This window comes from Streptomyces sp. NBC_01410 (assembly GCF_045040195.1).
Lineage (GTDB): Bacteria > Actinomycetota > Actinomycetes > Streptomycetales > Streptomycetaceae > Streptomyces.
In genome coordinates, this window is the sequence record NZ_CP109530.1 from 2,824,420 (window position 1) to 2,848,978 (window position 24,559).

At 70.4% G+C, this 24,559-nt stretch carries 24 protein-coding genes; 16 read left to right on the plus strand and 8 right to left on the minus strand.

What is annotated here, in order from left to right:
- Positions 1-45 precede the first annotated feature (45 nt).
- Both OG741_RS12960 and OG741_RS12965 read left to right on the plus strand, forming a co-directional pair.
- Positions 46-1,257 (plus strand): alpha/beta hydrolase, encoded by a 1,212-nt coding sequence (locus tag OG741_RS12960; RefSeq protein ID WP_405597218.1) that lies wholly within the window; start codon positions 46-48, stop codon positions 1,255-1,257.
- Positions 1,258-1,332: 75 nt separating this feature from the next.
- Positions 1,333-2,202, plus strand: a complete 870-nt coding sequence (locus tag OG741_RS12965) for a DUF4429 domain-containing protein (protein ID WP_405597221.1) — start codon at positions 1,333-1,335, stop codon at positions 2,200-2,202.
- 255 nt (positions 2,203-2,457) lie between these two features.
- Here OG741_RS12965 and OG741_RS12970 read toward each other — a convergent pair whose 3' ends face one another.
- Both OG741_RS12970 and OG741_RS12975 read right to left on the minus strand, forming a co-directional pair.
- Positions 2,458-3,486, minus strand: a complete 1,029-nt coding sequence (locus tag OG741_RS12970; protein ID WP_405597224.1) for an aldo/keto reductase — start codon at positions 3,484-3,486, stop codon at positions 2,458-2,460.
- Between the two features lie 6 nt (positions 3,487-3,492).
- Positions 3,493-3,948, minus strand: a complete 456-nt coding sequence (locus tag OG741_RS12975) for a MerR family transcriptional regulator (RefSeq protein WP_266476679.1) — start codon at positions 3,946-3,948, stop codon at positions 3,493-3,495.
- A gap of 154 nt (positions 3,949-4,102) precedes the next feature.
- On the opposite strand from OG741_RS12975, the gene OG741_RS12980 reads away from it, so the two are divergent.
- A complete protein-coding gene (locus OG741_RS12980) occupies positions 4,103-4,915 on the plus strand; it encodes a serine hydrolase domain-containing protein (RefSeq protein WP_405597228.1) in 813 nt (270 codons plus the stop codon).
- Positions 4,916-4,936: 21 nt separating this feature from the next.
- Here the strand turns inward: OG741_RS12980 and OG741_RS12985 are convergent, their stop codons facing one another.
- On the minus strand, positions 4,937-5,596 hold the full coding sequence (locus OG741_RS12985; protein ID WP_405597231.1) for a pirin family protein: 660 nt from the start codon (positions 5,594-5,596) through the stop codon (positions 4,937-4,939).
- Between the two features lie 90 nt (positions 5,597-5,686).
- Between OG741_RS12985 and OG741_RS12990 the strand changes: the two genes are divergently transcribed.
- From OG741_RS12990 to fabF, 5 genes are all read left to right on the plus strand, one after another.
- Positions 5,687-6,871 carry a CdaR family transcriptional regulator gene (locus OG741_RS12990; RefSeq protein ID WP_266476674.1) on the plus strand — a complete coding sequence of 395 codons (1,185 nt, stop codon included), beginning with the start codon at positions 5,687-5,689 and terminating at the stop codon, positions 6,869-6,871.
- A gap of 89 nt (positions 6,872-6,960) precedes the next feature.
- Entirely contained in the window at positions 6,961-7,872 is a 912-nt protein-coding gene (locus OG741_RS12995) for an ACP S-malonyltransferase (protein WP_405597233.1), read from the plus strand.
- A gap of 16 nt (positions 7,873-7,888) precedes the next feature.
- Positions 7,889-8,893, plus strand: coding sequence for a ketoacyl-ACP synthase III (locus OG741_RS13000; protein WP_266476672.1), 1,005 nt, complete (start codon positions 7,889-7,891; stop codon positions 8,891-8,893).
- 55 nt (positions 8,894-8,948) lie between these two features.
- Positions 8,949-9,197 carry an acyl carrier protein gene (locus tag OG741_RS13005; protein WP_078077492.1) on the plus strand — a complete coding sequence of 83 codons (249 nt, stop codon included), beginning with the start codon at positions 8,949-8,951 and terminating at the stop codon, positions 9,195-9,197.
- Between the two features lie 78 nt (positions 9,198-9,275).
- Positions 9,276-10,538: a beta-ketoacyl-ACP synthase II gene (gene fabF, locus OG741_RS13010; RefSeq protein ID WP_405597237.1), complete on the plus strand. Its 1,263-nt coding sequence runs from the start codon at positions 9,276-9,278 to the stop codon at positions 10,536-10,538.
- A 61-nt stretch (positions 10,539-10,599) separates the two neighbouring features.
- Here fabF and OG741_RS13015 read toward each other — a convergent pair whose 3' ends face one another.
- The gene (locus tag OG741_RS13015; RefSeq protein ID WP_405597239.1) at positions 10,600-11,094 is read right to left on the minus strand and encodes a DUF3145 domain-containing protein; all 495 of its coding nucleotides are present in this window, start codon (positions 11,092-11,094) and stop codon (positions 10,600-10,602) included.
- A gap of 260 nt (positions 11,095-11,354) precedes the next feature.
- On the opposite strand from OG741_RS13015, the gene OG741_RS13020 reads away from it, so the two are divergent.
- The 4 genes from OG741_RS13020 (at position 11,355) to OG741_RS13035 (ending at position 16,189) form a co-directional block, all read left to right on the plus strand.
- The gene (locus tag OG741_RS13020) at positions 11,355-12,263 is read left to right on the plus strand and encodes an SGNH/GDSL hydrolase family protein (protein WP_405597242.1); all 909 of its coding nucleotides are present in this window, start codon (positions 11,355-11,357) and stop codon (positions 12,261-12,263) included.
- A 209-nt stretch (positions 12,264-12,472) separates the two neighbouring features.
- Positions 12,473-13,708 (plus strand): pyroglutamyl peptidase, encoded by a 1,236-nt coding sequence (locus OG741_RS13025; RefSeq protein ID WP_405597243.1) that lies wholly within the window; start codon positions 12,473-12,475, stop codon positions 13,706-13,708.
- A 233-nt stretch (positions 13,709-13,941) separates the two neighbouring features.
- Complete coding sequence (locus OG741_RS13030; protein WP_405597245.1) at positions 13,942-15,411, plus strand: hydrolase; 1,470 nt, start codon at positions 13,942-13,944, stop codon at positions 15,409-15,411.
- A 61-nt stretch (positions 15,412-15,472) separates the two neighbouring features.
- Positions 15,473-16,189 carry a carbon-nitrogen hydrolase family protein gene (locus OG741_RS13035; RefSeq protein WP_405597246.1) on the plus strand — a complete coding sequence of 239 codons (717 nt, stop codon included), beginning with the start codon at positions 15,473-15,475 and terminating at the stop codon, positions 16,187-16,189.
- A 160-nt stretch (positions 16,190-16,349) separates the two neighbouring features.
- Here OG741_RS13035 and OG741_RS13040 read toward each other — a convergent pair whose 3' ends face one another.
- Positions 16,350-17,141, minus strand: coding sequence for an EI24 domain-containing protein (locus OG741_RS13040; RefSeq protein WP_405597248.1), 792 nt, complete (start codon positions 17,139-17,141; stop codon positions 16,350-16,352).
- Between the two features lie 110 nt (positions 17,142-17,251).
- Between OG741_RS13040 and OG741_RS13045 the strand changes: the two genes are divergently transcribed.
- Entirely contained in the window at positions 17,252-19,813 is a 2,562-nt protein-coding gene (locus OG741_RS13045) for a M14 family zinc carboxypeptidase (protein ID WP_405597249.1), read from the plus strand.
- Between the two features lie 82 nt (positions 19,814-19,895).
- Here OG741_RS13045 and OG741_RS13050 read toward each other — a convergent pair whose 3' ends face one another.
- Both OG741_RS13050 and OG741_RS13055 read right to left on the minus strand, forming a co-directional pair.
- Positions 19,896-20,318, minus strand: coding sequence for an organic hydroperoxide resistance protein (locus tag OG741_RS13050; RefSeq protein ID WP_405597251.1), 423 nt, complete (start codon positions 20,316-20,318; stop codon positions 19,896-19,898).
- A 65-nt stretch (positions 20,319-20,383) separates the two neighbouring features.
- Positions 20,384-21,403, minus strand: coding sequence for an NADP-dependent oxidoreductase (locus OG741_RS13055; protein WP_405597253.1), 1,020 nt, complete (start codon positions 21,401-21,403; stop codon positions 20,384-20,386).
- A gap of 91 nt (positions 21,404-21,494) precedes the next feature.
- Between OG741_RS13055 and OG741_RS13060 the strand changes: the two genes are divergently transcribed.
- On the plus strand, positions 21,495-21,938 hold the full coding sequence (locus OG741_RS13060) for a MarR family winged helix-turn-helix transcriptional regulator (RefSeq protein ID WP_405597255.1): 444 nt from the start codon (positions 21,495-21,497) through the stop codon (positions 21,936-21,938).
- Positions 21,939-21,968: 30 nt separating this feature from the next.
- Here OG741_RS13060 and OG741_RS13065 read toward each other — a convergent pair whose 3' ends face one another.
- Positions 21,969-22,670, minus strand: coding sequence for a hypothetical protein (locus OG741_RS13065; RefSeq protein ID WP_405597257.1), 702 nt, complete (start codon positions 22,668-22,670; stop codon positions 21,969-21,971).
- 143 nt (positions 22,671-22,813) lie between these two features.
- On the opposite strand from OG741_RS13065, the gene OG741_RS13070 reads away from it, so the two are divergent.
- Together OG741_RS13070 and OG741_RS13075 are read left to right on the plus strand one after the other, a co-directional pair.
- Positions 22,814-23,371 (plus strand): hypothetical protein, encoded by a 558-nt coding sequence (locus OG741_RS13070; protein ID WP_405597259.1) that lies wholly within the window; start codon positions 22,814-22,816, stop codon positions 23,369-23,371.
- 143 nt (positions 23,372-23,514) lie between these two features.
- Positions 23,515-24,558 carry a rod shape-determining protein gene (locus OG741_RS13075; RefSeq protein WP_324989751.1) on the plus strand — a complete coding sequence of 348 codons (1,044 nt, stop codon included), beginning with the start codon at positions 23,515-23,517 and terminating at the stop codon, positions 24,556-24,558.
- Position 24,559 lies beyond the last annotated feature (1 nt).

The following is a 24,559-nucleotide window of genomic DNA, read 5'->3' on the forward strand; positions in this document are numbered from 1 at the left end:
ACGGTCTTCACGAGCCGCGTCGCGCGTCTCCTAGGGTGTCCCACAGTGACTTCCTTCGACTCCTCCCCCACCATCACCGCCTGGCGCGCCCTGCTCGCGCTCGCGGTCGTGTTCATGATGCTGGCGACGACCGGCTGGACCGCCATACGACATCAGGGCGGTCCTCGCGACGCTCTCGAGGCCGAGCTGTCCGGCTGGGCCAAGGCCAGGATCGGGGTGCGGGCACTGCCCGATCCGGCGTCGCCGCCGCAGCGGCTCGCCGCGTTCTTCGGTTCCATCGGCAGCACGCAGCGGGCCCGCCTCGCCGACCGGTACCCCATCCTCGTCGGCAATCTCAACGGCGCCCCGGTCACCCTGCGCTACCGCGCCAACCGCAAAGCCCTCGCGCTCTCGATCGCCGAGGAGCGCAAGCGCGCGAAGGACGTCAACCTGACCGCGGACGGCCGTCACCAGGCGGTCCGCCGTATGCACCGCTTCGAGGCGCTCATGAGCGCCGAGCGGCAGATCCTCGCCTTCGACCCGTCCGGTCCCGGCAAGGTCGCCGAGGTGCTCGGCGATCTCGACCGCGCCCAGCGGGTGTCGGTGATCGTCCCCGGTGTGGACACCAATGTGCTCACGTTCCAGAAGACCTCCCGCAAGTACACCGCGCCGGTCGGCATGGCGGAGTCGCTGTACGCCGCCGAGCGGGCCGCGTCCCCGCGTACGCGCACGGCGGTCATCGCCTGGGCCGACTACACCGCACCCGCGGGCCTCGGCATGGACTCGGCCACGGGCCGCCGCGCGGAGGACGGCGCCGTGCGCCTGACCGCGCTCACCGGCGCGCTGCCCGGCAGCTCCAGGATCGCGCTGTTCTGCCACAGTTACGGCTCCGTCGTGTGCGGCGTCGCCGCCCGCCATCTTCCCGCCCGCGTGCGTGACGTGGCGGTGGCCGGCAGCCCCGGCATGCGCGCCGAGAACGTGGCCGGGCTCCACGCCCGCGCCCGCGTCTGGGCGATGCGCGACAGGGACGACTGGATCGAGGACGTGCCGCATCTGGCGGTCGGCGGCCTCGGCCACGGCGAGGACCCGGTGACTGAGGCGTTCGGCGCGCGGGTGCTGTCCGCGGCGGACGCGGTCGGTCACACCGGCTATTTCGAGCCGGGTACGGAGAGCGTCAGCAACTTCGCCGAGATAGGCGTCGGTTCGTACGACGGCGTGACCTGTGAGAGCGGCGGGGACACATGCCGCAGTGGTATTTACGGTGACGAGGCGGCCTGACGCGCGTAGAGCATCGTGGCCGGGCCTGAGCACCGAGGGGCGACGCGCAAGCAGACGCCGCCTACGATGAGGCGTATGGGTGATGTTCTGGCCGGAATTCAAGCCACTTGGGAGTTCGAGACCGACTCCGTGCTCATCCGCTTCGAACGGGGGCTGCGTGCGCCGAAGCTGTTCCAGACGCTTCGCGAACGCCGCATCCCCCACGAGGCGTTGGCGTCGGTGACCCTCTCCCCCGGCAAGCGCGGCACGGTGGTGCTGCACGCCCTGCCAAGACCCGGCGCCGATCCGCTGATGGATGCCGCGGCAGGGCAGTTGAAGGAGGGCTGCGACCCGTACCGGCTGGTGCTGCCCGCGGAGCGCGAGACGCTCGCCGAGTACTACGCCGACGAACTGCGCGCCCTGCTCCCCGCCGACGCGGACACCCCGGCCGAGCGGTACGTTGTGGCCGCGCCTGAGGGGCCGATGCACTTCAAGGCGTACGACGGCAAGGCCTTCTTCGACGGCTCGATGGTCTCCTTCCGCTGGTCCCGGACGGCCGCGTCGTCCGCCAAGTGGCGGGCGGGCGACCAGAGTTTCCCGGTAACTGAGCTGAGCGGCGTGGAGTGGCGCTCGCCGGAAGCCTTCGACGGGTATCTGCGGCTGCTGCGCCGGGCGGACGATCCGGGCGACGAGGCGGCCGCGCCCAGGAAGGCGGACCAGGATCCGGCGGCGGTGCTCTTCGGGGTGAGCCGCGGGCCGGTGCACGAGTCGCTGCCGTTCGCGGCCGCGGTGCTCGAGTCCGTACGCAGCAGCGGCTCGGCGCCGGTGATGGCGCTGCGGGCGGGGCGGCGCGACCCGGCGGACATCGCCGAGCGGATCCGGCACCTCGGGGAGCTGCACCAGGCGGGTCTGGTGACGGACGAGGAGTTCAGCACGAAGAAGGCGCAGCTGCTCGCGGAGCTGTGAGTCGTACGTGACTAGGCCGTGTTTTAGAACTAGCGCCGTCCGTCCGTAGGGCGGGGCTCGCGGCGTCTGGTGCGTGCAATCGCAAGGCGGAGGATCATCCTCGTACTGGACGTACTTGGATGACTCCGACAACGCAGCGAGTGTGCGTGCCAGGCGTCGCGGGCCAGGCGGGAGTTCTAAAACACGGCCTTGGGCCCGCCGCGCGGCAGCAGCACTGCCCGCGGCGGGCTTCGTTTCATGACTGGCCACGTACGGCTACTCGCGCGCCGCCGACGTCGAGGACATGTCCGGGTAGCGGTCCCCCGCCACCTGCCCGGCGATCGGCTCCAGTACCGCCAGCTCCTCCTGGGTCAGCTTCAGCCGGGTCGCCGCGAAGTTCTCCAGCAGCCGGCTCGTCTTGCGGGTGCCGGGGATCGGCACCACGGCGAGCGAGTGCACCTCGGCCCGCTGCTGCACCCACGCGAGGGCCACCTGCGCGGCCGTCGCGCCGTGCGCCGCGGCGATCTTGTGGACCGGCTCCAGGAGCGCGGCGTTGGTCTTGGCGTTGTCGCCGGTGAAGCGCGGCTGGTGCCTGCGGAAGTCGCCCTCCGAGAGGTCCTTGCCCGCGTCGGCGAAAGCGCCGGTGAGGAAACCGCGGCCGAGCGGTGAGTACGGCACGAAGGCGACGCCGAGTTCGGCCGCGGCGCCCACCGCGCTGCGCTCCACATCCCGGCTGAACAGCGACCACTCCGACTGCAGCGCGGCGATCGGATGCACGGCGTGCGCCTCGCGCAGCTCCGAGCCGGTGACCTCGCTCAGCCCCAGCTGCCTGACGAGGCCGCGCTCCACCAGTTCGGCCATCGCGCCGACGGACTCGGCGAGCGGCACGGCCGGGTCCCGGCGGTGCATGTAGTACAGGTCGATGACATCGGTCTTCAGCCGCCGCAGGCTCTCCTCGACGGCCGTGCGGATGTACGCCGGGTCATTGCGGACGGCCCGGTACCGCGGGTCGTCGGTCCGCTCGATGGCGAACTTCGTGGCCAGGGTGATCTCGTCGCGGTGCGCCCCGACGAACGGCGCGAGGAACTCCTCGTTCGCCCCCCGCCCGTACACGTCCGCCGTGTCGAAGAGCGTGACGCCCGCATCCAGCGCCGCCTCCAGGGTGTCCCGGGCGGCCGCCAGGTCCGTCTCTCCGTAGAACTCGCTCATGCCCATGCAGCCCAGGCCCTGTATGCCGACCAGCGGTCCGCCGGTCCCGAGCCGCACCTGTGCGATCGTGCTGCCGCTCCTCAAGGATTCAGCCATCAGGTTTCAGAGCCTCTCCGACGCCCGCCGGGCGTCCGCGTAAAAGTCGATCTTGTGATCCAGCACGGCGAGCGTGTCCTGCAGCTCCGCGATGCGTCTGCGCACATCGCGCCGCGTCTGCTGCAGCAGCTCCTGCCGTGCCTCGAAGGTGTGCTCGCCCTCGCGCACCAGCTCGGCGTAGCGGACCATGTCCGCGACCGGCATCCCGGTCAGCCGCAGCTTGCCGACGAAGGCGAGCCAGTCCAGATCGCGATTGGTGAAGCGCCGCTGTCCGGTGTGCGACCGGTCGATGTGCGGCATCAGCCCGATCCGCTCGTACCAGCGCAGGGTGTGCGCGGTGAGCCCGGTGAAAGCGACGACCTCGCTGATCGTGTAGCGGTCCTGGCCCTCGGGGCGGGGATGCGCGCGGGGAGGCGGCTTACAGAGGTCCACTCCGGCCGGCGTGCTCTCGATCAGCGTCATGTCCTCAACGCTAAAACCTTGGAGTGCACTCTAAGCAAGCAGAAAGGGATGGCAGTTTTCGTACCCTCCGCCGACGGCGAGGCGCTCTACACCTCGCTCGGCTTCGTCCGGACCCCCGATCCGGCGATGAGACTCACCCTTTAGGCTCGTACGCATGCAGAGCCTGGCGATGATCGAGAACTGGCCGGTACCGACCGCGGCGGCCGCCGTCGTACGAGCGGACGGCACCGTCGCCGGATCGCACGGCCCCCTCGCGCACCGCTTCCCGCTCGCCTCCGTCACCAAGCCGCTCGCGGCCTACGCGGCGCTCGTGGCGTACGAGGAAGGGGCGGTCGAGCTCGACGAACCGGCGGGCCCCGAGGGCTCCACGGTCCGTCATCTGCTCGCCCACACCTCGGGCCTGGCCTTCGACGAGCACCGGGTGACGGCCCCGCCGGGTACCCGCAGGCTGTACTCCAACGCGGGCTTCGAGGTTCTCGGCGACCACATCGCCAAGGCGACGGACATCCCGTTCGCGGAGTATCTGCGCCAGGCGGTCCTCGAACCGCTGGGAATGACGGCGACAACGCTGGACGGCTCGCCCGCGAAGGACGGCGTCTCGACGGTCGGCGACCTGGTGCGCTTCGCGGCCGAGGTGCAGTCGCCGCGGCTCCTTGACGCCCGTACGGTCCTTGAGGCCATGACGGTCGTCCACCCGGGCCTGTCGGGCATCCTTCCCGGCTACGGGCACCAGAAGCCGAACGACTGGGGCCTGGGCTTCGAGATCCGGGACTCCAAGTCGCCGCACTGGACGGGCAGTTCGTCCTCGCCGCGTACGTTCGGCCACTTCGGCCAGTCGGGCACGTTCCTGTGGATCGACCCGGCGGCGGGCGCGGCGTGTGTGGCGCTCACGGACCGGGCCTTCGGGCAGTGGGCGATCGACGCGTGGCCGCCGTTCACGGACGCGGTGCTGGCCGAGCTGGGCTGAGGTCCGGTCTCAGAACCGGGCTCAGGACTCGTTCAGCTCCCAGAGCAGCAGCTCGGCGGGTGCCAGGGCCGCCAGCTCCAGACCGTCCGCGTCGGTGATGCGCGCCGCGTCGCCCGGGGCCAACTCCGCATCTCCCAGGCGGACTTCGCCCCGCACCACATGCACGTACACCGCGGGCGCGTCCGGCACCGCCGTGCGCTCGCCCCGGCCCAGGCGGCGGACATGCAGCAGCGCGCCCGCCTCGGGGAGTGCGTACGGCGTCGAGTCAGCGATGCCGCGCACGATCTCGTACGCCGGATCGCCGCCCGGCGCCAGCGGTGCGAGCCACATCTGGACGAAGGTCAGCGGCGCGTCCGCGTCATTGCGCTCCACATGGCGGACGCCGTCCGCGGAGCTGAGCCGCTGGACGTCGCCGGGCCGGACGACGGTCGCACGGCCCGTCGAGTCGCGATGGGTCAGCTCGCCCTCGACGACCCAGGTGACGATCTCGGTGTGGCTGTGCGGATGCTCGTCGAAGCCGGCACCGGGATCGAGGCGTTCCTCGTTGCAGGCGAGGATCGCACCGAAGCGCAAGTTGTCGGGGTCGTAGTGCCGCCCGAAGGAGAAGGCGTGCAGGGATTCGATGCCCGAGGCGGGGTCGCCACCGCGGAAGCGGCCGGCGGAGCGCCGTACGTCAATCACGGGTCCACCGTAGTCCGAGACGGCGGCCCGACGGACGTACCCGAGCCCCGCCACTCCGCTCACCCGTCCCGATAAGGCACTCTTGTCCCCGTGCCCGAACCTGCAGCGAACTCCGCCCACCCGCATACCGCGACCCTGCGCCGACTGGAGCAGTCCTCCGGCCGGCTCGCCGCGAACGCCATCGCCCGCATGGACGAGACGCTGCCGTGGTACCGCGCGATGCCCCCGGAGAACCGGTCGTGGATCGGCCTTGTCGCCCAGGCCGGTATCGCCGCGTTCACCGAGTGGTTCCGGCATCCGGAGACCCCGCAGGCGATCTCGACCGACGTTTTCGGCACCGCTCCGCGCGAGCTGACCCGCGCGATCACCCTGCGCCAGACCGTCGAGATGGTGCGCACCACCATCGAGGTCATGGAGTCGGCGATCGAGGAGGTCGCGGCGCCGGGTGACGAGTCCGTACTGCGCGAGGCCCTGCTCGTCTACGCACGCGAGATCGCCTTCGCGACCGCCCAGGTGTACGCGCAGGCAGCCGAGGCCCGCGGCGCCTGGGACGCCCGGCTCGAATCGCTGGTCGTGAACGCCGTACTGTCCGGCGAGGCCGACGAGGGCGCCGTCTCCCGCGCCGCCGCGCTCGGCTGGAACTCCCCCGAGCATGTCTGCGTCATCCTCGGCACCGCACCCGACGGCGACAGCGAACTCACCGTCGAGGCCATCCGCCGGGCCGCCCGGCATGCCAAGCTCCAGGTCCTCACCGGAGTCCTCGGCGACCGGCTCGTCGTCATCGCGGGCGGCAGCGACAACCCGCTCCAGGTCGCCAAGGCCCTGATCGGACCTTATGCCGCGGGTCCCGTGGTCGCGGGGCCCGTCGTGCCCGACCTGCTCGCCGCCACCAAGTCCGCGCAGGCCGCGGCCGCCGGGCTCAAGGCATGTTTCGCCTGGCAGGACGCCCCCCGCCCGGTCCTCGCGGACGATCTGCTGCCGGAACGCGCGATCGCCTCGGATCCGGCCGCGCGGGAGCAGTTGGTGGAGGAGATCTACAGACCGCTGGAAGAAGCGGGGTCGGCACTTCTGGAAACCTTGAGCGTCTATCTAGAGCAGGCGAGTAGTCTCGAGGGCGCTGCAAGGATGCTCTTCGTCCACCCCAACACCGTGCGCTACCGGCTGCGACGTGTGACCGACGTCACCGGATGGTCACCCTCCGATGTACGCTCCGCGTTCACCCTGCGGATCGCGCTCATTCTGGGGCGTCTGGCCGACGCGGATTCGCAGCCCTAGACTTTTGTAGTAAGCCCACAATTCCCCTGACGTTTCTTGGTCCCTGTCCCCACGGGCGGTTGGAGCCGTCCACAAGAGAAAGTGTGAGGGTGCTCGTACTCGTCGCTCCCGGCCAAGGCGCTCAGACGCCCGGCTTCCTGACTCCCTGGCTCGACCTCCCCGGCGCCGCCGACCGCATTGCGGCCTGGTCCGACGCCATCGAGTTCGACCTTGCCCACTACGGCACGAAGGCCGACGCGGACGAGATCCGCGACACCGCCGTGGCACAGCCGCTCCTGGTCGCCGCGGGCCTGCTCTCGGCCGCTGCGCTCGGTGACGTACGCCCCGGCGCCGTCGCAGGTCACAGCGTCGGCGAAATCACCGCGGCCGCGTTCGCCGGTGTCCTCGACGAGGTCGCCGCGCTCGGCTTCGTCCGTACGCGCGGACTGGCCATGGCCGAGGCCGCCGCGGTCACCGAGACCGGCATGTCGGCCGTCCTGGGCGGCGACCCCGACCAGGTCATGGCCCATCTCGAAAGCCTCGGCCTGACCGCGGCCAACGTGAACGGCGCCGGCCAGATCGTCGCCGCCGGCACCGCCGAGCAGCTCGCGGCACTGGCCGAGAACAAGCCGGAGAAGGCCCGCGTCATCGCACTGAAGGTGGCCGGCGCGTTCCACACGCACCACATGGCGCCCGCGGTCGCGACACTCCAGGAGGCCGCCGAGAACCTCACGGTCTCCGACCCGGTCCTGCCGTACATCTCGAACAAGGACGGCCGTACGGTCTCCACCGGCGACCAGGTCATCGCCCGGCTGGTCGGCCAGGTCGCCAACCCGGTCCGCTGGGACCTGTGCATGGAGACCTTCAAGAATCAGGGCGTCAGCGCCCTGATCGAGGTCTGCCCCGGCGGCACGCTCACCGGCCTCGCCAAGCGCGCCCTGCCCGGCGTGCAGACGCTCGCGCTCAAGACCCCCGACGACCTCGACGCGGCCCGCACGCTCGTCGCCGAGCATTCAGCCTGACAAGGAGCCGTAGCGCATGTCGACGAAGATCAAGCCCAGCCAGGGCGCCCCGTACGCACGCATCATGGGTGTCGGCGGCTACCGCCCCATCCGGGTCGTGCCGAACGAGGTGATCCTCGAGACGATCGACTCCTCCGACGAGTGGATCCGCTCGCGCTCGGGCATCGCGACGCGCCACTGGGCCTCGCCCGAGGAGACCGTGAGCGCGATGTCCGTGGAGGCGGCGGGCAAGGCGATCGCCGACGCCGGGATCACCCCGGAGCAGATCGGCGGCGTCATCGTCTCCACCGTCTCGCACTTCAAGCAGACCCCGGCCATCGCCACCGAGATCGCGGACAAGATCGGCGCGGTCAAGCCGGCGGCGTTCGACATCTCCGCGGGCTGTGCCGGTTTCGGCTACGGCCTCACGCTCGCCAAGGGCATGGTCGTCGAAGGCTCGGCGCAGTACGTACTGGTCATCGGCGTCGAGCGGCTGAGCGACCTGACCGACCTGGAGGACCGCGCGACGGCCTTCCTGTTCGGTGACGGCGCGGGCGCGGTCGTCGTCGGCCCCTCCAAGGACCCGCAGATCGGCCCGACCGTCTGGGGCTCGGAGGGCGACAAGTCCGACACCATCAAGCAGACCGTGCCGTGGGACGACTACCGCAACGGCACCGTCGAGAAGTTTCCCGCGATCACGCAGGAGGGCCAGGCGGTCTTCCGCTGGGCCGTGTTCGAGATGGCGAAGGTCGCCCAGCAGGCGCTGGACGCGGCCGGAATCAGCGCGGACGACCTGGACGTCTTCATCCCGCACCAGGCCAATATGCGGATCATCGATTCGATGGTGAAGACTTTGAAACTGCCGGAGCACGTCACGGTCGCCCGTGACGTGGAAACCACCGGCAACACCTCGGCCGCCTCGATCCCGCTCGCAATGGAGCGGCTCCTGGCGACCGGACAGGCCAAGAGCGGCGACACCGCGCTCGTCATCGGCTTCGGGGCGGGTCTCGTCTACGCAGCCACGGTCGTTACCCTCCCCTAGGCAACCGGATCTTCCGGACGCCACACCCTCTGATACAACACCGAAGGAGCGCCACATGGCCGCCACTCAGGAAGAGATCGTCACCGGTCTCGCGGAGATCGTCAACGAGATCGCCGGCATCCCGGTAGAGGACGTCCAGCTGGACAAGTCCTTCACCGACGACCTGGACGTCGACTCGCTGTCCATGGTCGAGGTTGTCGTCGCCGCCGAAGAGCGCTTCGACGTCAAGATCCCGGACGACGACGTCAAGAACCTGAAGACTGTCGGCGACGCCGCGGACTACATCGCCAAGCACCAGGCCTGAGCCTGAATCGCGTTTGTCGCCACCCGGCGGTGGCGCCGTGAAAATTCAGCACCCCCTACACGTGGAGAAAGAATTCCTGTGAGCTCGACCAATCGCACCGTGGTCGTCACCGGTATCGGCGCAACCACACCGTTGGGTGGCGACAGCGCATCGACCTGGGAGGGTCTGCTCGCCGGGCGCTCCGGAGTGAAGCCGCTCGAGGGCGAGCGCTTCGCCGAACTCCCGGTCCGGATCGCCGCACCCGCGGCGGTCGACCCGGGCGAGGTCCTGCCGCGCCCGCTCGCCCGCAAGCTGGACCGCTCGGCGCAGTTCGCGCTGATCGCGGCCCGCGAGGCATGGGCGGACGCCGGCTACGGCGCACCGGCCGGTGAGGACGTCAACGTTCTCCCCGAGCGTCTGGGCACAGTCATCGCCTCCGGCATCGGCGGCGTGACGACTCTGCTCGACCAGTACGACGTGCTCAAGGAGAAGGGCGTACGCCGCGTCTCCCCGCACACCGTGCCCATGCTCATGCCGAACGGCCCCTCCGCCAACGTCGGCCTGGAGGTGAACGCCCAGGCGGGCGTGCACACTCCGGTCTCCGCCTGTGCGTCGGGTGCCGAAGCGATCGGCTACGCGGTGGAGATGATCCGCACCGGCCGCGCCGACGTCGTGGTCGCCGGCGGCACCGAGGCGGCCATCCACCCGCTGCCCATCGCGGCGTTCGCCAACATGATGGCGATGTCCAAGAACAACGACGAGCCCGAGAAGGCCTCCCGTCCGTACGACACGGCCCGTGACGGCTTCGTCCTCGGCGAGGGCGCGGGCGTCGTCATCCTGGAGTCGGCCGAACACGCCGCCAAGCGCGGTGCGAAGGTCTACTGCGAGGTGCTGGGCCAGGGCCTGTCCGCGGACAGCCACCACATCGCGCAGCCCGAGCCGACCGGCCGCGGCATCGCCACCGCGATGCAGAACCTGCTGGACGCGACGGACCTCAAGCCGTCCGAGGTCGTGCACCTCAACGCGCACGCCACGTCGACTCCGCAGGGCGACATCGCCGAGATCAAGGCCCTGCGCAAGGTCCTGGGCGACGATCTCGACCATGTCGCGGTGTCCGCCACGAAGTCGATGACCGGCCATCTGCTGGGCGGCGCGGGCGGCATCGAGACGGTCGCCACGGTGCTCGCGCTGTACCACCGCACGGCACCGCCGACGATCAACATCGACGACCTCGACGAGGCGGTCGACGCGGACATCGTGCGCGGCGAGCCCCGCAAGCTCCCCCAGGGCACGATCGCGGCGATCAACAATTCGTTCGGCTTCGGCGGCCACAACGTGGTTCTGGCGTTCCGTACCGTCTGAGTTTCCGTACGCACCCGAAAGGGCCCCCACCGCGTGGTGGGGGCCCTTTCGGCTACGTCGTTCAGACGACCTGGTGCAGCCAGCGGACCGGTGCGCCCTCCCCTGCGTACCGGAACGGCTCCAGTTCGTCGTCCCACGGCTTGCCCAGCAGCTTGGCGATCTCCGCCTCCAGCTCCGTCTCGCCCTGCACCGACCGCGCCAGCGCCGCGCGCAGCCGGTCCTCGGGGATCAGGATGTCGCCGTGCATCCCGGTGACGGCGTGAAAGATGCCGAGTTCGGGCGTGGCGCTGTAGCGCTCGCCCTCCGCCGTGGAGCAGGGCTCGGCGGTCACCTCGAAGCGCAGCAGCTGCCAGCCGCGCAGCGCCGAGGCGAGCTTGGAGGCCGTGCCCACCTCGCCCTGCCAGGAGAATTCGGCTCTCCAGGTGCCGGGCGATGCCGGCTGCCGGATCCAGTCGAGCTGGACGCGCACGCCAAGAACACTCGCGACCGCCCATTCGACGTGCGGGCACAGCGCGCGAGGTGCGGAGTGAACGTACAGAACGCCACGTGTCGTCACCGGGACCTCCAGTGTGGGACGAGGATCGTCTTCCCAGCGGCCTCAGTAAACAGCATCGGGAGTCAAACTCCACAAAAGGGACAGCATGTGACGTGATGTAATTTACTGGGGCCGATGGGCTCGGTGCCTCTGGGTCGACGGGAAAAAGCTACCGTGAGTAGGTGGCTGACGGGTGACGTAATGTCGGTCCCGGGGCCCGTACGTACCAAGCTTTCACTCGGCAGGACGTCTGGGACCGTTGATGCGGAGGGGAACTGGGGATGCGGGAGACACGTCGGACGCGCCGCTCGCGCAGGGCGGCGGGGGCCCTGACGGCGGCTTTCCTCCTGATGACCGGCGCACTGACGGGCTGTGACTCCTCGTCGGACCCGAACGCGCACGGATCGCCCGCCAAACGGCGGCCCTCCCCCACCCCCGTCTGGGACCGCAGCCCGGACTCGATCGCCGCGGTCGGCGACTCCATCACCCGCGGTTTCGACGCGTGTGTGGTGCTTTCCGACTGCCCGGAAGTGTCCTGGGCGACCGGCACGGACACGAAGGTACGCAGCCTGGCGATGCGCCTGATCGGCGAACCCGCGATCGCCGAGCGCAGCTGGAACTACGCCCGCTCGGGGGCCGATGTCGCCGACCTGCCCGAGCAGATGGCACAGGCGGCGGCGAAGAACCCCGAGCTCGTGACGGTCATGGTCGGCGCGAACGACGCGTGCGCGGACTCGGCGGAGAGAATGACGACGGTAGAGAACTTCCGCCGGTCCTTCGAGGACGCACTGAAGCAGCTGCGGCGTACGGCACCGAAGACCCAGGTGTACGTGTCGAGCGTGCCGGACCTCAAACGGCTGTGGTCGGCCGGGCGCGGCAATCCGCTGGGCAGGCAGATCTGGAAGCTGGGCATCTGCGCGTCGATGCTGGGCGACGCGGACGACGTGAGCACGAGGGCGCAGGCGCGGCGGGCCCGGGTACAGGACCGGGTCGTCGCGTACAACGAGGTGCTGAAGGCCGTCTGCGGAAAGGACCCGCGGTGCCGTTACGACGGCGGGGCGGTGTTCGACTTCCGCTTCAGCGGCGAGCAGTTGAGCCGGTGGGACTGGTTCCACCCGAGCAGGGACGGCCAGGAACGGCTGGCGGAAATCGCCTACCGCAACGTGACGTCGGCGAAGCCGCCGGCTTGACCCGGGTTCCCCTACCCGGGAACAGGCCCGCGGCCCGTCGCGCTGCGGGCCGATGTGGTTGAGGGAGAACATGATGGCGGAAAGTGGCGTGCTCGGCGCCTTGTTGACCGGGTGGCCTGAGGCTCTTGGGGCCCGCGCGGCCGAAGTGACGTACTGGCCAGGGTGGTTGGGCGGCGGCGATACTTCCGCCACCCGACGGAAGGAATCTCGTGTCCCGGATACGCATCCGCCTGCACGTAGTTGGCGCCGCCCTCGTCACCCTCACGCTCGCCGGTTCACCTCTCGCCGCGGCCGAGCCCGCACCGGCTTCACCCTCCACGGTGGAGGAACAGCGGCTCGACCGCGCCGTGCCCCAGGAGATCCTGCGGCGCAGCGGATTCGACGCCGTGGCACAGCGGTTCGCGGACGCGCTTGCCGGGGCGCGGACGTACCGGCAGGCCGAGCGGGCCGTCGTACGCCAGGGCTCACAGCTGTGGGACCGGGCCGTCGACCGCGCCCAGGGCCGCGGCCCCGCTCTCGGTGATCTCAGCCGGGACGACGACCGGCCGCTGTACTGGGCGCGGCTCGGCATGACCCGCGAACTGCGGCAGTGGCAGCCGGAGTTCGGGCTTTCCGAGAGCCAGCGGACTCGGCTCCTCGACCGGCTCGAACGCTCCTCACGCGGCCAGGACTCGATGAACCTCCCCGCAGGCAAGGGCATCAAGCGCATCGTGATGACGGGCTTCGACCCCTTCACGCTGGACCGTGACATCCGTATCAGCAACCCGTCCGGGGCGACGGCGCTGGCGCTGGACGGTACGTGGATCCGTACGTCGGACGGCCCGGCCCGTATCGAGACGGCGGTCTTCCCGGTGCGCTGGCAGGACTTCGCGGACGGCACGGTCGAGCGGACACTGCGCCCGCAGCTTCCAAAGGCGGATCTGTTCACGACGGTGAGTCAGGGCCGGGTCGGCCGTATCGACATCGAGCGCACGAACGGGGCATGGCGGGGCGGGTTCGGCGACAACGAGAACGTCTCGCGTACGGAGACGGTGCCGGTGGCCGACCCGGCGTCGCAGCCGCAGTGGACGACGACGACGCTTCCGTACAAGGCGATCGTCGGGGCGCAGACGGGGCGCTTCCCGGTGTACGACAACACGACGGTGACGGAGATCCCGGCGGGCGGCTCGGCCCCGGTGGTCCGCCCCGACGGCCCGACGGCGGGCTCGACAGCGCGGGCCGGGGGCGGGGGCGACTACCTGTCGAACGAGATCGCGTACCGGGCGACGCTGCTGCGGGACCGGCTGGGGCTGAAGATCCCGGGGGGTCATGTGCACACGCCGGTACTGCAGTTCGGGCCGGAAAACACGACGGAGGTGACGGACCCGGAGTTCGTCAGGAACCGGCTGGACATCATCGCGCAGGTCCGCGCGATCATTCGCGTGGCGGCGGAGTCGTCCGAGTAATCCCGGGGCTCCGCCCCGGACCACGCTCCTCAAACGCCGGAGAGGCTGAAAATCAGCCTCGCCGGCGTTTGAGGCGTGGGGGTCGGTGGGGTGGGGAACAAGCCATTATTGGTACCGGGTTCGCCATGTACCGTTCAAGCGCGCGTCGTCCCGCGGTTCGCCGCCCGCTGTTCTACGCGCGCAGAATCGACGCCCGCACCGCCTCTCCCCACCCCTCACGGAGGTACTGCCGGATGCTCGGATTCCGAGGTTCCAGAAGGTCCAACAGCTCCAGAAGACCCGGTCGCGGACTCGTCAGCGCCCTCGCCGTCTTCGCCGCCCTCGTCGCCGGAACCACCGTTCAGGCCGCCACCGCCCCCGCCGCCGTCGCCGCCACTCCCCACCGGGTTCTCTTCGACAACAGCAAGGCCGAGACCGCCGGCAACGCCGACTGGATCATCGGTACCAGCCAGCCCGACCCGCTGGGGCAGGACGCGACGCCCTCCGCGGAGACCGACTGGACCGGCGCGATCTCCGCCTGGGGTGTCGCGCTGCAGAAGACCGGCAACTACCAGCTCAAGACGCTGCCTTCCGGCAACAGCATCACGTACGGCACCACCGCCGCGCTCGACCTGCAGAACTTCGACACCTTCGTGCTGCCCGAGCCGAACGTCCTGCTCAGCGCGGCCGAGAAGACCGCGGTCATGAAGTTCGTGCAGAACGGCGGCGGGCTCTTCCTGGTCTCCGACCACACCGGGGCCGACCGCAACAACGACGGCTACGACGCAGTCGAGGTCATCAACGACCTGATGAGCAACAACAGCGTCGACAGCACCGACCCGTTCGGGTTCTCCGTCGACACGCTGTCCGTCTCCACCAACAACCCGCGCGCCATCAGCGACACCACCAACCCGGTGCTCAACGGCCCCTTCGGCAAGGTCACCGGCAGCATCATCCGCAGCGGTACGACCGTCACGCTCAAGCCCGCCGACAATCCGGCCGTCAAGGGCCTGGTCTACCGCACGGGTTACTCGGGCAACACCGGCGTCTTCTTCGCCACCAGTACCTTCGGCAGCGGCCGGGTCGCGGTCTGGGGCGACAGTTCGCCCATCGACGACGGCACCGGCCAGTCCGGGAACACCCTCTACGACGGCTGGAACGACACCGCGGGCACCAACGCCGCGCTCGCCCTCAACGCCACCGAGTGGCTGTCCGGCGGCACGGGCGGCGGAGGCGGCGGTGGCGGCACCTGCACCGCCGCCCAGCTCATCGCCAACCCCGGTTTCGAGTCCGGCGCCGCCTCCTGGTCCGCGACCGGCGGCGTCATCACCACCGACAGCGGTGAGGCCGCCCGTACCGGCTCCTACAAGGCCTGGCTGAACGGCTACGGCTCCGCGCACACCGACACCCTGTCCCAGGCGGTGACCATCCCGTCCGGCTGCACCAGTGCGACCCTCAGCTTCCATCTGCACATCGACACCGCCGAGACGACCACGAGCACGGCCTACGACACCCTCAAGGTCCAGGTCCTGAGCAGCAGCGGCACGGTCCTGTCCACGCTCGCCACGTACTCCAACCTCAACGCGGCGAGCGGCTACACCCAGCGCAGCTTCAACCTCGGCGCGTACGCCGGGCAGAGTGTCACGCTCAAGTTCACCGGCACGGAAGGCTCCCAGCTGCAGACGTCGTTCGTCGTCGACGACGCGGCGCTCAATGTGAGCTGAGGCCGACGGCGGTCTCCCCCAGCACGGCACCTGGGGGAGACCGTGTCCGATGATGGGACGCATGAAGACAGCGGCAGGGCAGTTCACACCCGTACCCGGTGACATCGAGGCCAACGTCCGTTCCATGTCCGCCCTGATCCGGGCGGCGTCCGCGCAGGACGCACGGCTCGTCGTCTTCCCCGAGCTGGCGGTGACGGGCTACGAGCTGAAGCTGATCGCCGATAACCCGGAGCTGTGTGTGGCGCCGGACGATCCACGTCTTGAGCCGGTCAGGGACGCGTGCCGCGCCACCTCCACCGCGGCGGTCGTCAACTGCGCGGCCCGCACCCCCGGCGGACGGCCCACCATCGCCTCGCTCGCCCTCGGCCCGAACGGCGAACTGCTCGCCCGCTACGACAAGCTGCATCCGTACGGGGACGAGCTCGACCTCTTCGAGGCCGGCACCGAGGACGGACGGTTCACGCTCGACGGCGTACGGTTCGCGATGACGATCTGCTACGACAACCGCTTCCCGGAGCTCGCCGAGCGGGCCCGCGCCGACAACTGCCGGGCATATGTGGCAAGTTCGGCCCTCGAAGTGGGCAATGACTCGTTCGAATCGGTCTACCCCGTCCGGGCCCGGGACAACGGGCTGTATGTGCTCCTCGCGAATCCGGTGGGCCGGAGCGAGGCCGGGGAGTGCGGGGGTGGCAGCGCGATCTGGGGTCCGGACGGTGCGCTGCTCGCCACGGCGGGCGCGGAGACGCCGGGCTTGGCGGTGGCGGAGCTCCGGTTGTAGGGCGCGCTCCTCAAACGCCGGAGGGGCTGAAATGTGCGGCAGGGCCGCACATCCAGCCCCTCCGGCGTTTGAGGAGCGGGGGTCCGGGGGCAGAGCCCCCGGTTACGGGAAGGGGCGGGGTGGGGAACAGCCCGCCGCAGGCGACCCGCACCCCGCACGCCTACCCCTTGTTCAGGCTGAACGGCGCCCGCGCCCCCGGCGCCTCGTCCTCGTCCCGCGGCGCCACCAGGTCCCGCACCATCAGCGTCGCCCCCGCCACCGCCCCCGGCATCAGGAACACCGCGACGAACGGCACCAGGAACGCCAGCGTGAGCGGAACCCCGAAGCCGAGGGTGAGCAGCCTGCGGCCGCGCAGCAGAGCGAGGCGTTCCTTGAGCTCGATTCCGCGCCGCTGGAGGGCGACCGCGGTGAGCTCCTCGGCGAGGAAGAAGCCCGAGACGCAGAAGCCGATCACCGGGACCACGGTCTGGCCGACGACCGGGACGAAGCCGAGGGCGAAGAGCAGGACTCCGTACAGCACGACACGCGTCAGGACCCGCAGCGAGTCGCGGGCGGAGATCCACAGCTCCCGCCACAGCGGCAGCCCGGACTCGGGTACGTCTCCGCCTTCGGTGCGGTCGACCTGCTCGGACAGCGACTCGTAGAAGGGCTGGCCGATCAGCAGGGTCACCGCGGTGAAGGTGATCACCGCGGTGAACAGCCCGAAGCCGACGACGAGGGCCGTCAGGAAACCGCGGAACAGGCCCTGCCAGGGCGAGGACCAGTCGTCGGCGAAGGGTGTCGCCCATGCCGTGAGATCGTCGGCGCCGTAACCGAGTCCGACCAGCGCGGCCGCGTACAGGACCATGGCCACAAGCCCGGGCAGCAGCCCGAAGCCGAACCACCGGCCGTGCCCGGTGACCCAGCGCTGTCCCTTGACCAAGTAGCCGAAGCCCACCCCAAGATCACGCATGGGGCTCAGCCTATCGGGGGCCTCTTGTTGCCGGGCAGTCGGATCCGGTAGACCCCTGCGTACTGATCGTTGTGCTGTTCGATTTTTCGACACCATGGAGGCACGTACGCATGGGCATTCCCCGACCCGCCCTGGCCGCCACGGCGGCGCTCGCCGGTGCGCTGTTACTCGCGCCGCCGCCCGCGACCGCCGTTCCCGGCGCACCGGGTCGCGACTCTCCGCATCCCGTACGCGAAGGGGGCGGACGCGACGCCGAGGTCGCGAGGACTCCCCTCTCGGCCGCCGTCAATGCCCTGCGGACCGGAACAGGAACGACCCCCGGGCTCGCGAAGAACGGCGGTTATCCGCGGCGCACCGTCCTCGACGTACCGCCCGTGAACCCGGCCGACAAGTCGATAAAGCTGGGGCTCGCGCCGTACCACTCGCTCGCACCGAGGCTCAACGCCCTGCAGAAGCTGGGCGACCGGGTGAGCGTCGAGGTCGCCGGGCACTCCGCCGGCGGACACGAGCTGTATCTCGTCACCGTCACCGCGCCCGAGAGCTCCGGGCAGGCGCGCGAGCAGGAGCGGATGCGGGAGCGCATCGAGAACTCCCCCGCCGCCGCGGCCAAGGACAGGCGCATCAAGGCCTCGTACAAGACGCCGGTGTTCATCAACAACAACATCCACGGCAACGAGTGGGAGGGCACGGACGCCGCCCTGCGCCTCATCGAGCGGCTGGCGAAGGCCAAGGACGCGACGACCCGCGAGCTGCTGTCGAAGAACCGCGTCCATCTCAATGTGACGGCCAACCCGGACGGCCGCATCGCCGGAACCCGTACAAATGCCAACGGCTTCGACCTGAACCGCGACTTCATTACGGGATCCCAGCCCGAGGCGCGCGCCATCCGGCAGATCGCCATCGACAAGCAGCCGGCTCTCATGCTCGATCTGCACGGCTACGTCAACGGCACGCTGATCGAGCCGACGACCCCGCCGCACGGCGAGAACTACGAGTACGACCTCTTTCTGAAGAACGCCTACGCCAACGCGCTCGGAATGGAGAAGGCGGTCAACGGGCTCGGCTACACGCCCGCGAAGGACGGCGTCGAGCCCGCGGTCATCCCCTTCCGGGACCAGCAGGAGGGCTGGGACGACTGGCCCCCGATCTTCACCCCGCAGTACATGCCCTTCCAGGGCGCGGTCGCCGCGCACACCGTCGAGTTCCCGATGGCGGTCAACAACGAGGAGTACGACTCGCTGCCGGTGGCCGAACTGCGCCGCCGGGCCGCGATCAACACCGCCGTCGCGGGCGCGGCGATGCGCGCGACCCTCGACTACACGCGCACGCACCGTACTTCGGTGATCGCCGACCAGATCGAGACCTTCCGGCGGGCCGCGGCGGGCGAGGCGCAGCGGCCGGTGTCGGAGAAGACCGTGCCGGGTGTGCCGGGCATCGGTCCCGAGGATGTGTACACGACGACCTTCCCGCGCGCGTATGTCATTCCGGCCGGTCGGGGTCAGAGGTCGGCCACCGCGGCGGCAAGACTCGTGGACCATCTGGTCGCCAATGACGTACGGGTGGTGCGGGCGCTGCTGCCCTTCCGGCTCGCGGGCCGCGTCTACCCGGCGGGTTCGTATGTCGTCGACATGCACCAGCCCAAGCGCGCCATCGCCAATGTGATCCTGGCCGAGGGCCGGGACATCAGCGCGGATGTCGCCACGATGTATGACATCTCGGGCTGGAGTCTCGGGCTGCTGTGGGGCGCGAGGGTCGACAAGGCCGCCACGGGCGAACTGCGCGTCGTGGGCCGCCCGGTGCATGCCGCGGCACCCACCGGCCATGTCGCCCCCTTCGGGGACCTGCGACTGCGGCTCGACGACCCGAAGGAGATCGCCGCGCTCAACTCCCTGCTCGCGCAGGGCGTGCGGGTGCGGCGTGCGGCGGACGGCTCGGCGGTGGTGCCCGGTTCGGCCCGCGGGGTGGCGTCGGTGCTCGCCGATCGCCTCGGGGTGGCTTTTCCGGCGACCAGGGAGAAGGGCACGGCGCTGCTGAAGCGGACCCGGGTGGCGGCGGCGGTGACGGCGGGTGAGCTGTTCGCGCTGCGCGAGATGGGCTTCGAGGTCCGGCCGGTGTCGACGGCCGCGCTCAACGCGGGCTACGACTGGTCGACCACGGACGCGCTGTATGTGTCGAGCGGTCTGGAGTACGGGAGTCTGAACCCGAAGGCCCGCGGCGCGCTGGGCGCCTTCCTCGAGCGCGGCGGCGGTGTCGTGGGGCTCGGCGCGGGCGGCGCCGCCTTCAACGCCGGCGCGGGACTGCTCGCCGCCAGGCCGGTGGCGGGCAACGGCGATGCCAACGGCGTGGTCCGGGTGGCCAATGCGGCCGGCAGCCCGGTCACCGGCGGCGCGCTCGCGCACACCTTTGTCTACTCGCCGCTCTGGTTCACCGGCCTGGGCCCGGGCGTGCGGGTCGAGCAGTCGTACGCCGCCGGGAACCCGCTCGTCGCGGGCCACTGGCGTACGACGGACGACGGCAAGGGCGGCCCGAAGGACGCTGCCGGACAGGCGTCGATCGTCAGCGGCATCAGCGCCAAGGGCGCGCCGGTGGTGCTGTTCGGCACCGAGCCGCTGTTCCGCGACCACCCCAAGGGGGTGTTCGCACAGGTCGGCCGGGCGCTGCTGACGCGTTGAGCAGGCAAAGGCTGACGCACTGAGCATGCGAAGAGGGCCGCACCCCCGCCGGGGTGCGGCCCTCTCGTATGGCGTGACGCGATCAGACCGCGAGGTCGACCGTGATGTTGCCGCGGGTCGCCTTGGAGTACGGGCAGACCTGGTGGGCCTTCTCGATCAGGTCCCTGGCGGTGGCGGCGTCGACGTTCGGTATCGTCGCGGAGATCTTGACGATGATCCCGAAGCCCTCGTCGTTCTTGCCGATGCCGACCTCGGCGGTGACCGTCGAGCCGGAGATGTCGGCCTTCTCCCGGCGGGCGACGACACCCAGCGCACCCTGGAAGCAGGCGCTGAAACCGGCGGCGAAGAGCTGCTCCGGGTTGGTGCCCGCGCCGGAACCGCCCATCTCCTTCGGCGGGTTGACGACCACATCGAGCTGACCGTCGTGCGTGGCGACCCGGCCGTCACGGCCGTTCTCCGCGGTGGCGACGGCGGTGTAGAGGACGTCGGAATGCTGGATGGACATGAAGAGATTTCCTCCTGCTGGTTCACCGCGGCTCGCGCCCACGACCGCGGCGGCTGAGGTCGAGACTACTGGGTGAGCGAAACGATCATCTTGCCGGTGTTCTCACCGCGCAGCAGGCCGAGGAACGCGTCGTAGCCGTTCTCGATGCCCTCGACGACCGTCTCGTTGTACTTGAGCTCGCCGGAGGCGATCCAGCCCGCGACGTCACGGACGAACTCCGGCTGGAGGTCCTTGTGGTCGTTCACGAGCATGCCCTGCAGACGCAGCCGCTTGCCGATGACCATGGCCAGGTTGCGCGGGCCGGGCGTCGGCTCGGTGTTGTTGTACTGGGCGATCATGCCGCAGATGGTCGCGCGGCCCTGCACGTTGAGCGAGGAGATCGCGGCCTCCAGGTGGTCCCCGCCGACGTTGTCGAAGTAGACGTCGATGCCGTCCGGGGCGGCCTGCTTCAGCTGCTCGGCGACGGGGCCGTTCTTGTAGTTGAACGCCGCGTCGAAGCCGTACTCCTCGACGAGGAGCTTGACCTTGTCGTCGGATCCGGCCGAGCCGATGACCCGCGAGGCGCCCTTGAGCCTGGCCATCTGGCCGACCTGGCTGCCCACCGCACCGGCCGCGCCGGAGACGAAGACCGCGTCGCCCTCCTTGAAGGAGGCGACGTCGAAGAGACCGGCGTAGGCGGTGAGGCCGGTCATGCCCAGCACACCGAGGTACGTGGAGAGGGGGGCGAGGGAAGCGTCGACCTTGGTGGCGTACTGGGCGGGCACCTCGGCGTACTCACGCCAGCCGAGCCCGTGCAGTACGTGGTCGCCGACGGCGAAGCCCTCGGCGCTGGAGGCTATGACCTCGCCGACGGCGCCGCCCTCCATGGGGTGGTCGAGCTGGAAGGGCGGGGTGTACGACTTCACGTCGTTCATCCGGCCGCGCATGTACGGGTCGACCGAGAAGTAGTGGTTGCGCACGAGGATGCGGCCCTCGCCCGGCTCGGTCACTGGAGCCTCACGCAGAGCGAAGTCCTCAGCCTTGGGCCAGCCGTGCGGGCGGGCGATCAGGTGCCATTCACGACTGGACGTGGGAAGTGTGGACATGCTGCGTTCCTCCTAGAAAAAGCTTCACCATCTGAAACAACCATGCGCCTCGATATTTCATGTTGTCAAGTAACTGGGTATCCTGGTGCCCATGGCCACTGAACGCACAGACCCCCTGACCCGCGAAGTCGTCGAGCTCATCGGCACCGTCGTGGCCCGCTACTACACGGAGTACGAGCAGGCCGCGGCCAAACACTCGCTCACCGGGGCGCAGGCCCGGGTACTGGGACTGCTGGCCCTTGAGCCCCTGCCCATGCGGCAGGTCGCCCAGACACTGAAATGCGAGCCGTCGAACATCACCGGCATCGTCGACCGGCTGGAGGCGCGCGGCCTGGTGGAGCGGCGGCCCGATCCGGGCGACCGCAGGGTCAAGCTCGCCGCACCGACGGAGGAGGGCAAGGACACCGCGCGCCGGCTGCGGGAGTCGCTGGACTTCGCGCGCGAGCCGCTGGCCCAGCTCTCGGAGGAGGAGCGGACGGTACTGCGGGACCTGCTCAGGCGGATGCTGGGAGACCAGGCCCCCGCGGTGCCGTAAGAGCACGCCGCGTCAAGAGCACCCCGCGTTCTAGATGCACCACCAGAGGAACTGGTCGCACGTCTCGCTGGGGCTGGGGGTCGGAACCGGGTTCGGCGGAGGAGGCTCGCCGGGGTTCGACCCGGTCGGCTGCGCGGAGCCCGACGGCTGCGCACTGCCCGAGGGATCCGCGGCGGAGGACGAGGCGGACGGCGTGCCGGCCCGGCCGGACCCGGTCGCGGTCGGCTTTCCGGTGCCACTGCCACTGCCGCCCACGGCGGTACGGGTGGCCGTGCGCCTGGGGCGCGGGGAGCCGGACGAGGTCACCGGCGCGTCCGTCACCTCGTCGGGACCCTGCGGAGTCAGGCTGTCCGTCGGCTCCGGAGCGGGCTCCGTCTCGACGCTGTCCTCTTCCTTGACCGCGGTGGCCGCGCCGTCATCGCCCCCGCTCTCGTAAGCGAGCTCGGCGAGGCTCAGCGCACCCACTGCCAGGGCCAGGCCGACCGTGCCGAACAGCACCTTGCGGCCACGCCTCTTACGGGCCCGGCGCCCCGCAGGAGCTCTGCGGCGGGGAGCGGGCTGACGGCGCGAACGCCTGTGGCCCACGGGCTCGGACACCTCGTCGAGTTCGAAGACGGGGTCCGCCGCGGGCGCACTGGGGCTGAGATGCCGTAGCTCCTCGACGGGCGTGCCGCAGCCTGCGCAGGCCAGAGCGCCGTTGAGGTGCCGTTGACACTGGTGGCAGTAATCCATGGCGCCCGCAGATTATGCGGCCCGAGGGGACCAGTGGTGAATGACTCTGTGAGGGTTGTGTGTGGAATCTTCGACTCCGCGGCGGGTCGGCTTCGCGCGGTTGACGGCGCGTTCGAGCCGGTCAGCGGGGCAGGATGTCGGGCATGACCCCAGCCGCGCCTTTCGGGCCCCGCGACTTCCAACTGGTGCTGCTGCGCCGCATGGCCGACCACCAGCCGGGCCTCGTCGAGGACGCCCGCCACCAATTGGGAGCCTCGCTCGCCGAGATGCGCGAGGCCAACCGCCGCTGGCAGGCGATGGTCCGCGCGCCCAGAAGCCGCGGCGCGCTGGCCCGCTACCGCTCGGTGCTCGGCGAGCCGGAACGGGTCGTACGCCGCAGGATCGGCGATCTGGAGTGCGACGCGCTGCTGTGGCCCGTACCGCTCTGGCCCGATCTGCGCTTCGAGGTGCTGGCGGCCGGCGGCGGGGCGGTGTGGAACGAATGGCTGGTCCGCGCGCCCGGGGCGCCGGCTCCTTCACTGCGTACGGCGCAGGACCTGAAGCCGTGGTCGTGCACGGTGGACGAGGCGGCGAGGGCGTTCCCGCCCGCACGGCCGATGGAGGGCTCGGCTCCGACGCGGTGGCAGCTGGAGCTGACGCTTCCGGGCGGGGAGCGGTGCGTGGCGGAGTTCACGTGGGGACTGCTCCAGAGGCTGCGATAGGGGCCGTGGGGCCGGGACCCCCCGAACGGCGGAGCTGATCTGGCGGGTCGTCAGCTTTATACCCCCGACCGGCTCACCCAGCGCGCGCACCTCCCGCGGCGATCGCACGATGCGATCAGGTACCGCACTCGGGAGGATCCGCCGTGACCGTCAGCCTTGAGCAGTTGCGCCGTTGCCATGTCGCCGTCGACCTGGGAGCCGCGAGGACCAGGGTCTTCGTCAAGGGGGCCGGGCTCGTCGTCGACGAGCCGAGCGTCGCCGCCGTGAACACCCGCACCGGCGCGCTGATCGCCGTCGGTTCGTTCGCCGAGCAGATGACGGGCCGTACGCCCGACTACATCCGCGTCGCCCGCCCCGTCTCCGGCGGCACCGTCGTCGACATCGACATGGCCCAGCGGATGCTCCGTCACCTCCTCGGCGAGAAGCTCCGCCGCCAGCTGCGCCGCAAGCCCAGGCTGCGCGCCGCCGCCTGCACCCCGCACGACAGCGACCCGCTCGCCCAGCGGGCCGCCGTCGAGACCCTCGTCGGACTCGGCGCCCGCCGGGTCGAGCTCGTCGACACCCTGATCGCCGCGGCCGTCGGCTGCGGGCTGCCCGTGGAGCAGCCCGTCGCGACCATGATCCTGGTGTGCGGCGCGGCGACCACCCAGGTCGCCGTGCTCTCGCTCGGCGCGATCGTCACCGCCGAGCGGATCCCGGTGGGCGGCAACGCCATCGACCACGCGGTGATCCAGCACCTGCGCCACCAGCACGAGCTGATGCTGCCCAGCCAGTCGGTACGGCCCCTGCAACTCGCCCTGCACGGCAACGGCCTGACCCCTCATGGCCCGGCGTCCACCGAGATCCACGGCCGGGACGTGGCCACCGGCCTGGCCCGTTCGGTGCGCGTGGACACCGCTGCCGTACGCGATGCGATCCACACCCCGCTCACCTCCGTCCTCGACGGCATCGGCAAGGTGCTGCGGGACTGCCCGCCGGATCTGGTGGCCGATCTCGCCGACCGCGGGATCATGATGGTCGGCGGCAGCGCGCTGCTGCCGGGCCTGGACCAGATGCTGCGCGACGCGACCGGCATGCCGGTGCACATCGCCGAACGGCCCGACATCTGCGCCATCCTGGGCCTCGGTTCGATGCTGGAGGGCAAGATCCGGCCGCTGGTCCTCGATCCTCTCACCGGGGCCGAATGAA

Excerpts from the sequence above, each read along its gene's own strand:
- OG741_RS12965 (WP_405597221.1), top strand. The coding sequence starts at position 1,333 with ATGGGTGATGTTCTGGCCGGAATTCAAGCCACTTGGGAGTTCGAGACC.
- OG741_RS12970 (WP_405597224.1), bottom strand. The coding sequence starts at position 3,486 with ATGGCTGAATCCTTGAGGAGCGGCAGCACGATCGCACAGGTGCGGCTC.
- OG741_RS12975 (WP_266476679.1), bottom strand. The coding sequence starts at position 3,948 with ATGACGCTGATCGAGAGCACGCCGGCCGGAGTGGACCTCTGTAAGCCG.
- OG741_RS12980 (WP_405597228.1), top strand. The coding sequence starts at position 4,103 with ATGCAGAGCCTGGCGATGATCGAGAACTGGCCGGTACCGACCGCGGCG.
- OG741_RS13000 (WP_266476672.1), top strand. The coding sequence starts at position 7,889 with ATGTCGACGAAGATCAAGCCCAGCCAGGGCGCCCCGTACGCACGCATC.
- OG741_RS13005 (WP_078077492.1), top strand. The coding sequence starts at position 8,949 with ATGGCCGCCACTCAGGAAGAGATCGTCACCGGTCTCGCGGAGATCGTC.
- OG741_RS13020 (WP_405597242.1), top strand. The coding sequence starts at position 11,355 with ATGCGGGAGACACGTCGGACGCGCCGCTCGCGCAGGGCGGCGGGGGCC.
- OG741_RS13030 (WP_405597245.1), top strand. The coding sequence starts at position 13,942 with ATGCTCGGATTCCGAGGTTCCAGAAGGTCCAACAGCTCCAGAAGACCC.
- OG741_RS13035 (WP_405597246.1), top strand. The coding sequence starts at position 15,473 with ATGAAGACAGCGGCAGGGCAGTTCACACCCGTACCCGGTGACATCGAG.
- OG741_RS13040 (WP_405597248.1), bottom strand. The coding sequence starts at position 17,141 with ATGCGTGATCTTGGGGTGGGCTTCGGCTACTTGGTCAAGGGACAGCGC.
- OG741_RS13045 (WP_405597249.1), top strand. The coding sequence starts at position 17,252 with ATGGGCATTCCCCGACCCGCCCTGGCCGCCACGGCGGCGCTCGCCGGT.
- OG741_RS13050 (WP_405597251.1), bottom strand. The coding sequence starts at position 20,318 with ATGTCCATCCAGCATTCCGACGTCCTCTACACCGCCGTCGCCACCGCG.
- OG741_RS13055 (WP_405597253.1), bottom strand. The coding sequence starts at position 21,403 with ATGTCCACACTTCCCACGTCCAGTCGTGAATGGCACCTGATCGCCCGC.
- OG741_RS13060 (WP_405597255.1), top strand. The coding sequence starts at position 21,495 with ATGGCCACTGAACGCACAGACCCCCTGACCCGCGAAGTCGTCGAGCTC.
- OG741_RS13065 (WP_405597257.1), bottom strand. The coding sequence starts at position 22,670 with ATGGATTACTGCCACCAGTGTCAACGGCACCTCAACGGCGCTCTGGCC.
- OG741_RS13070 (WP_405597259.1), top strand. The coding sequence starts at position 22,814 with ATGACCCCAGCCGCGCCTTTCGGGCCCCGCGACTTCCAACTGGTGCTG.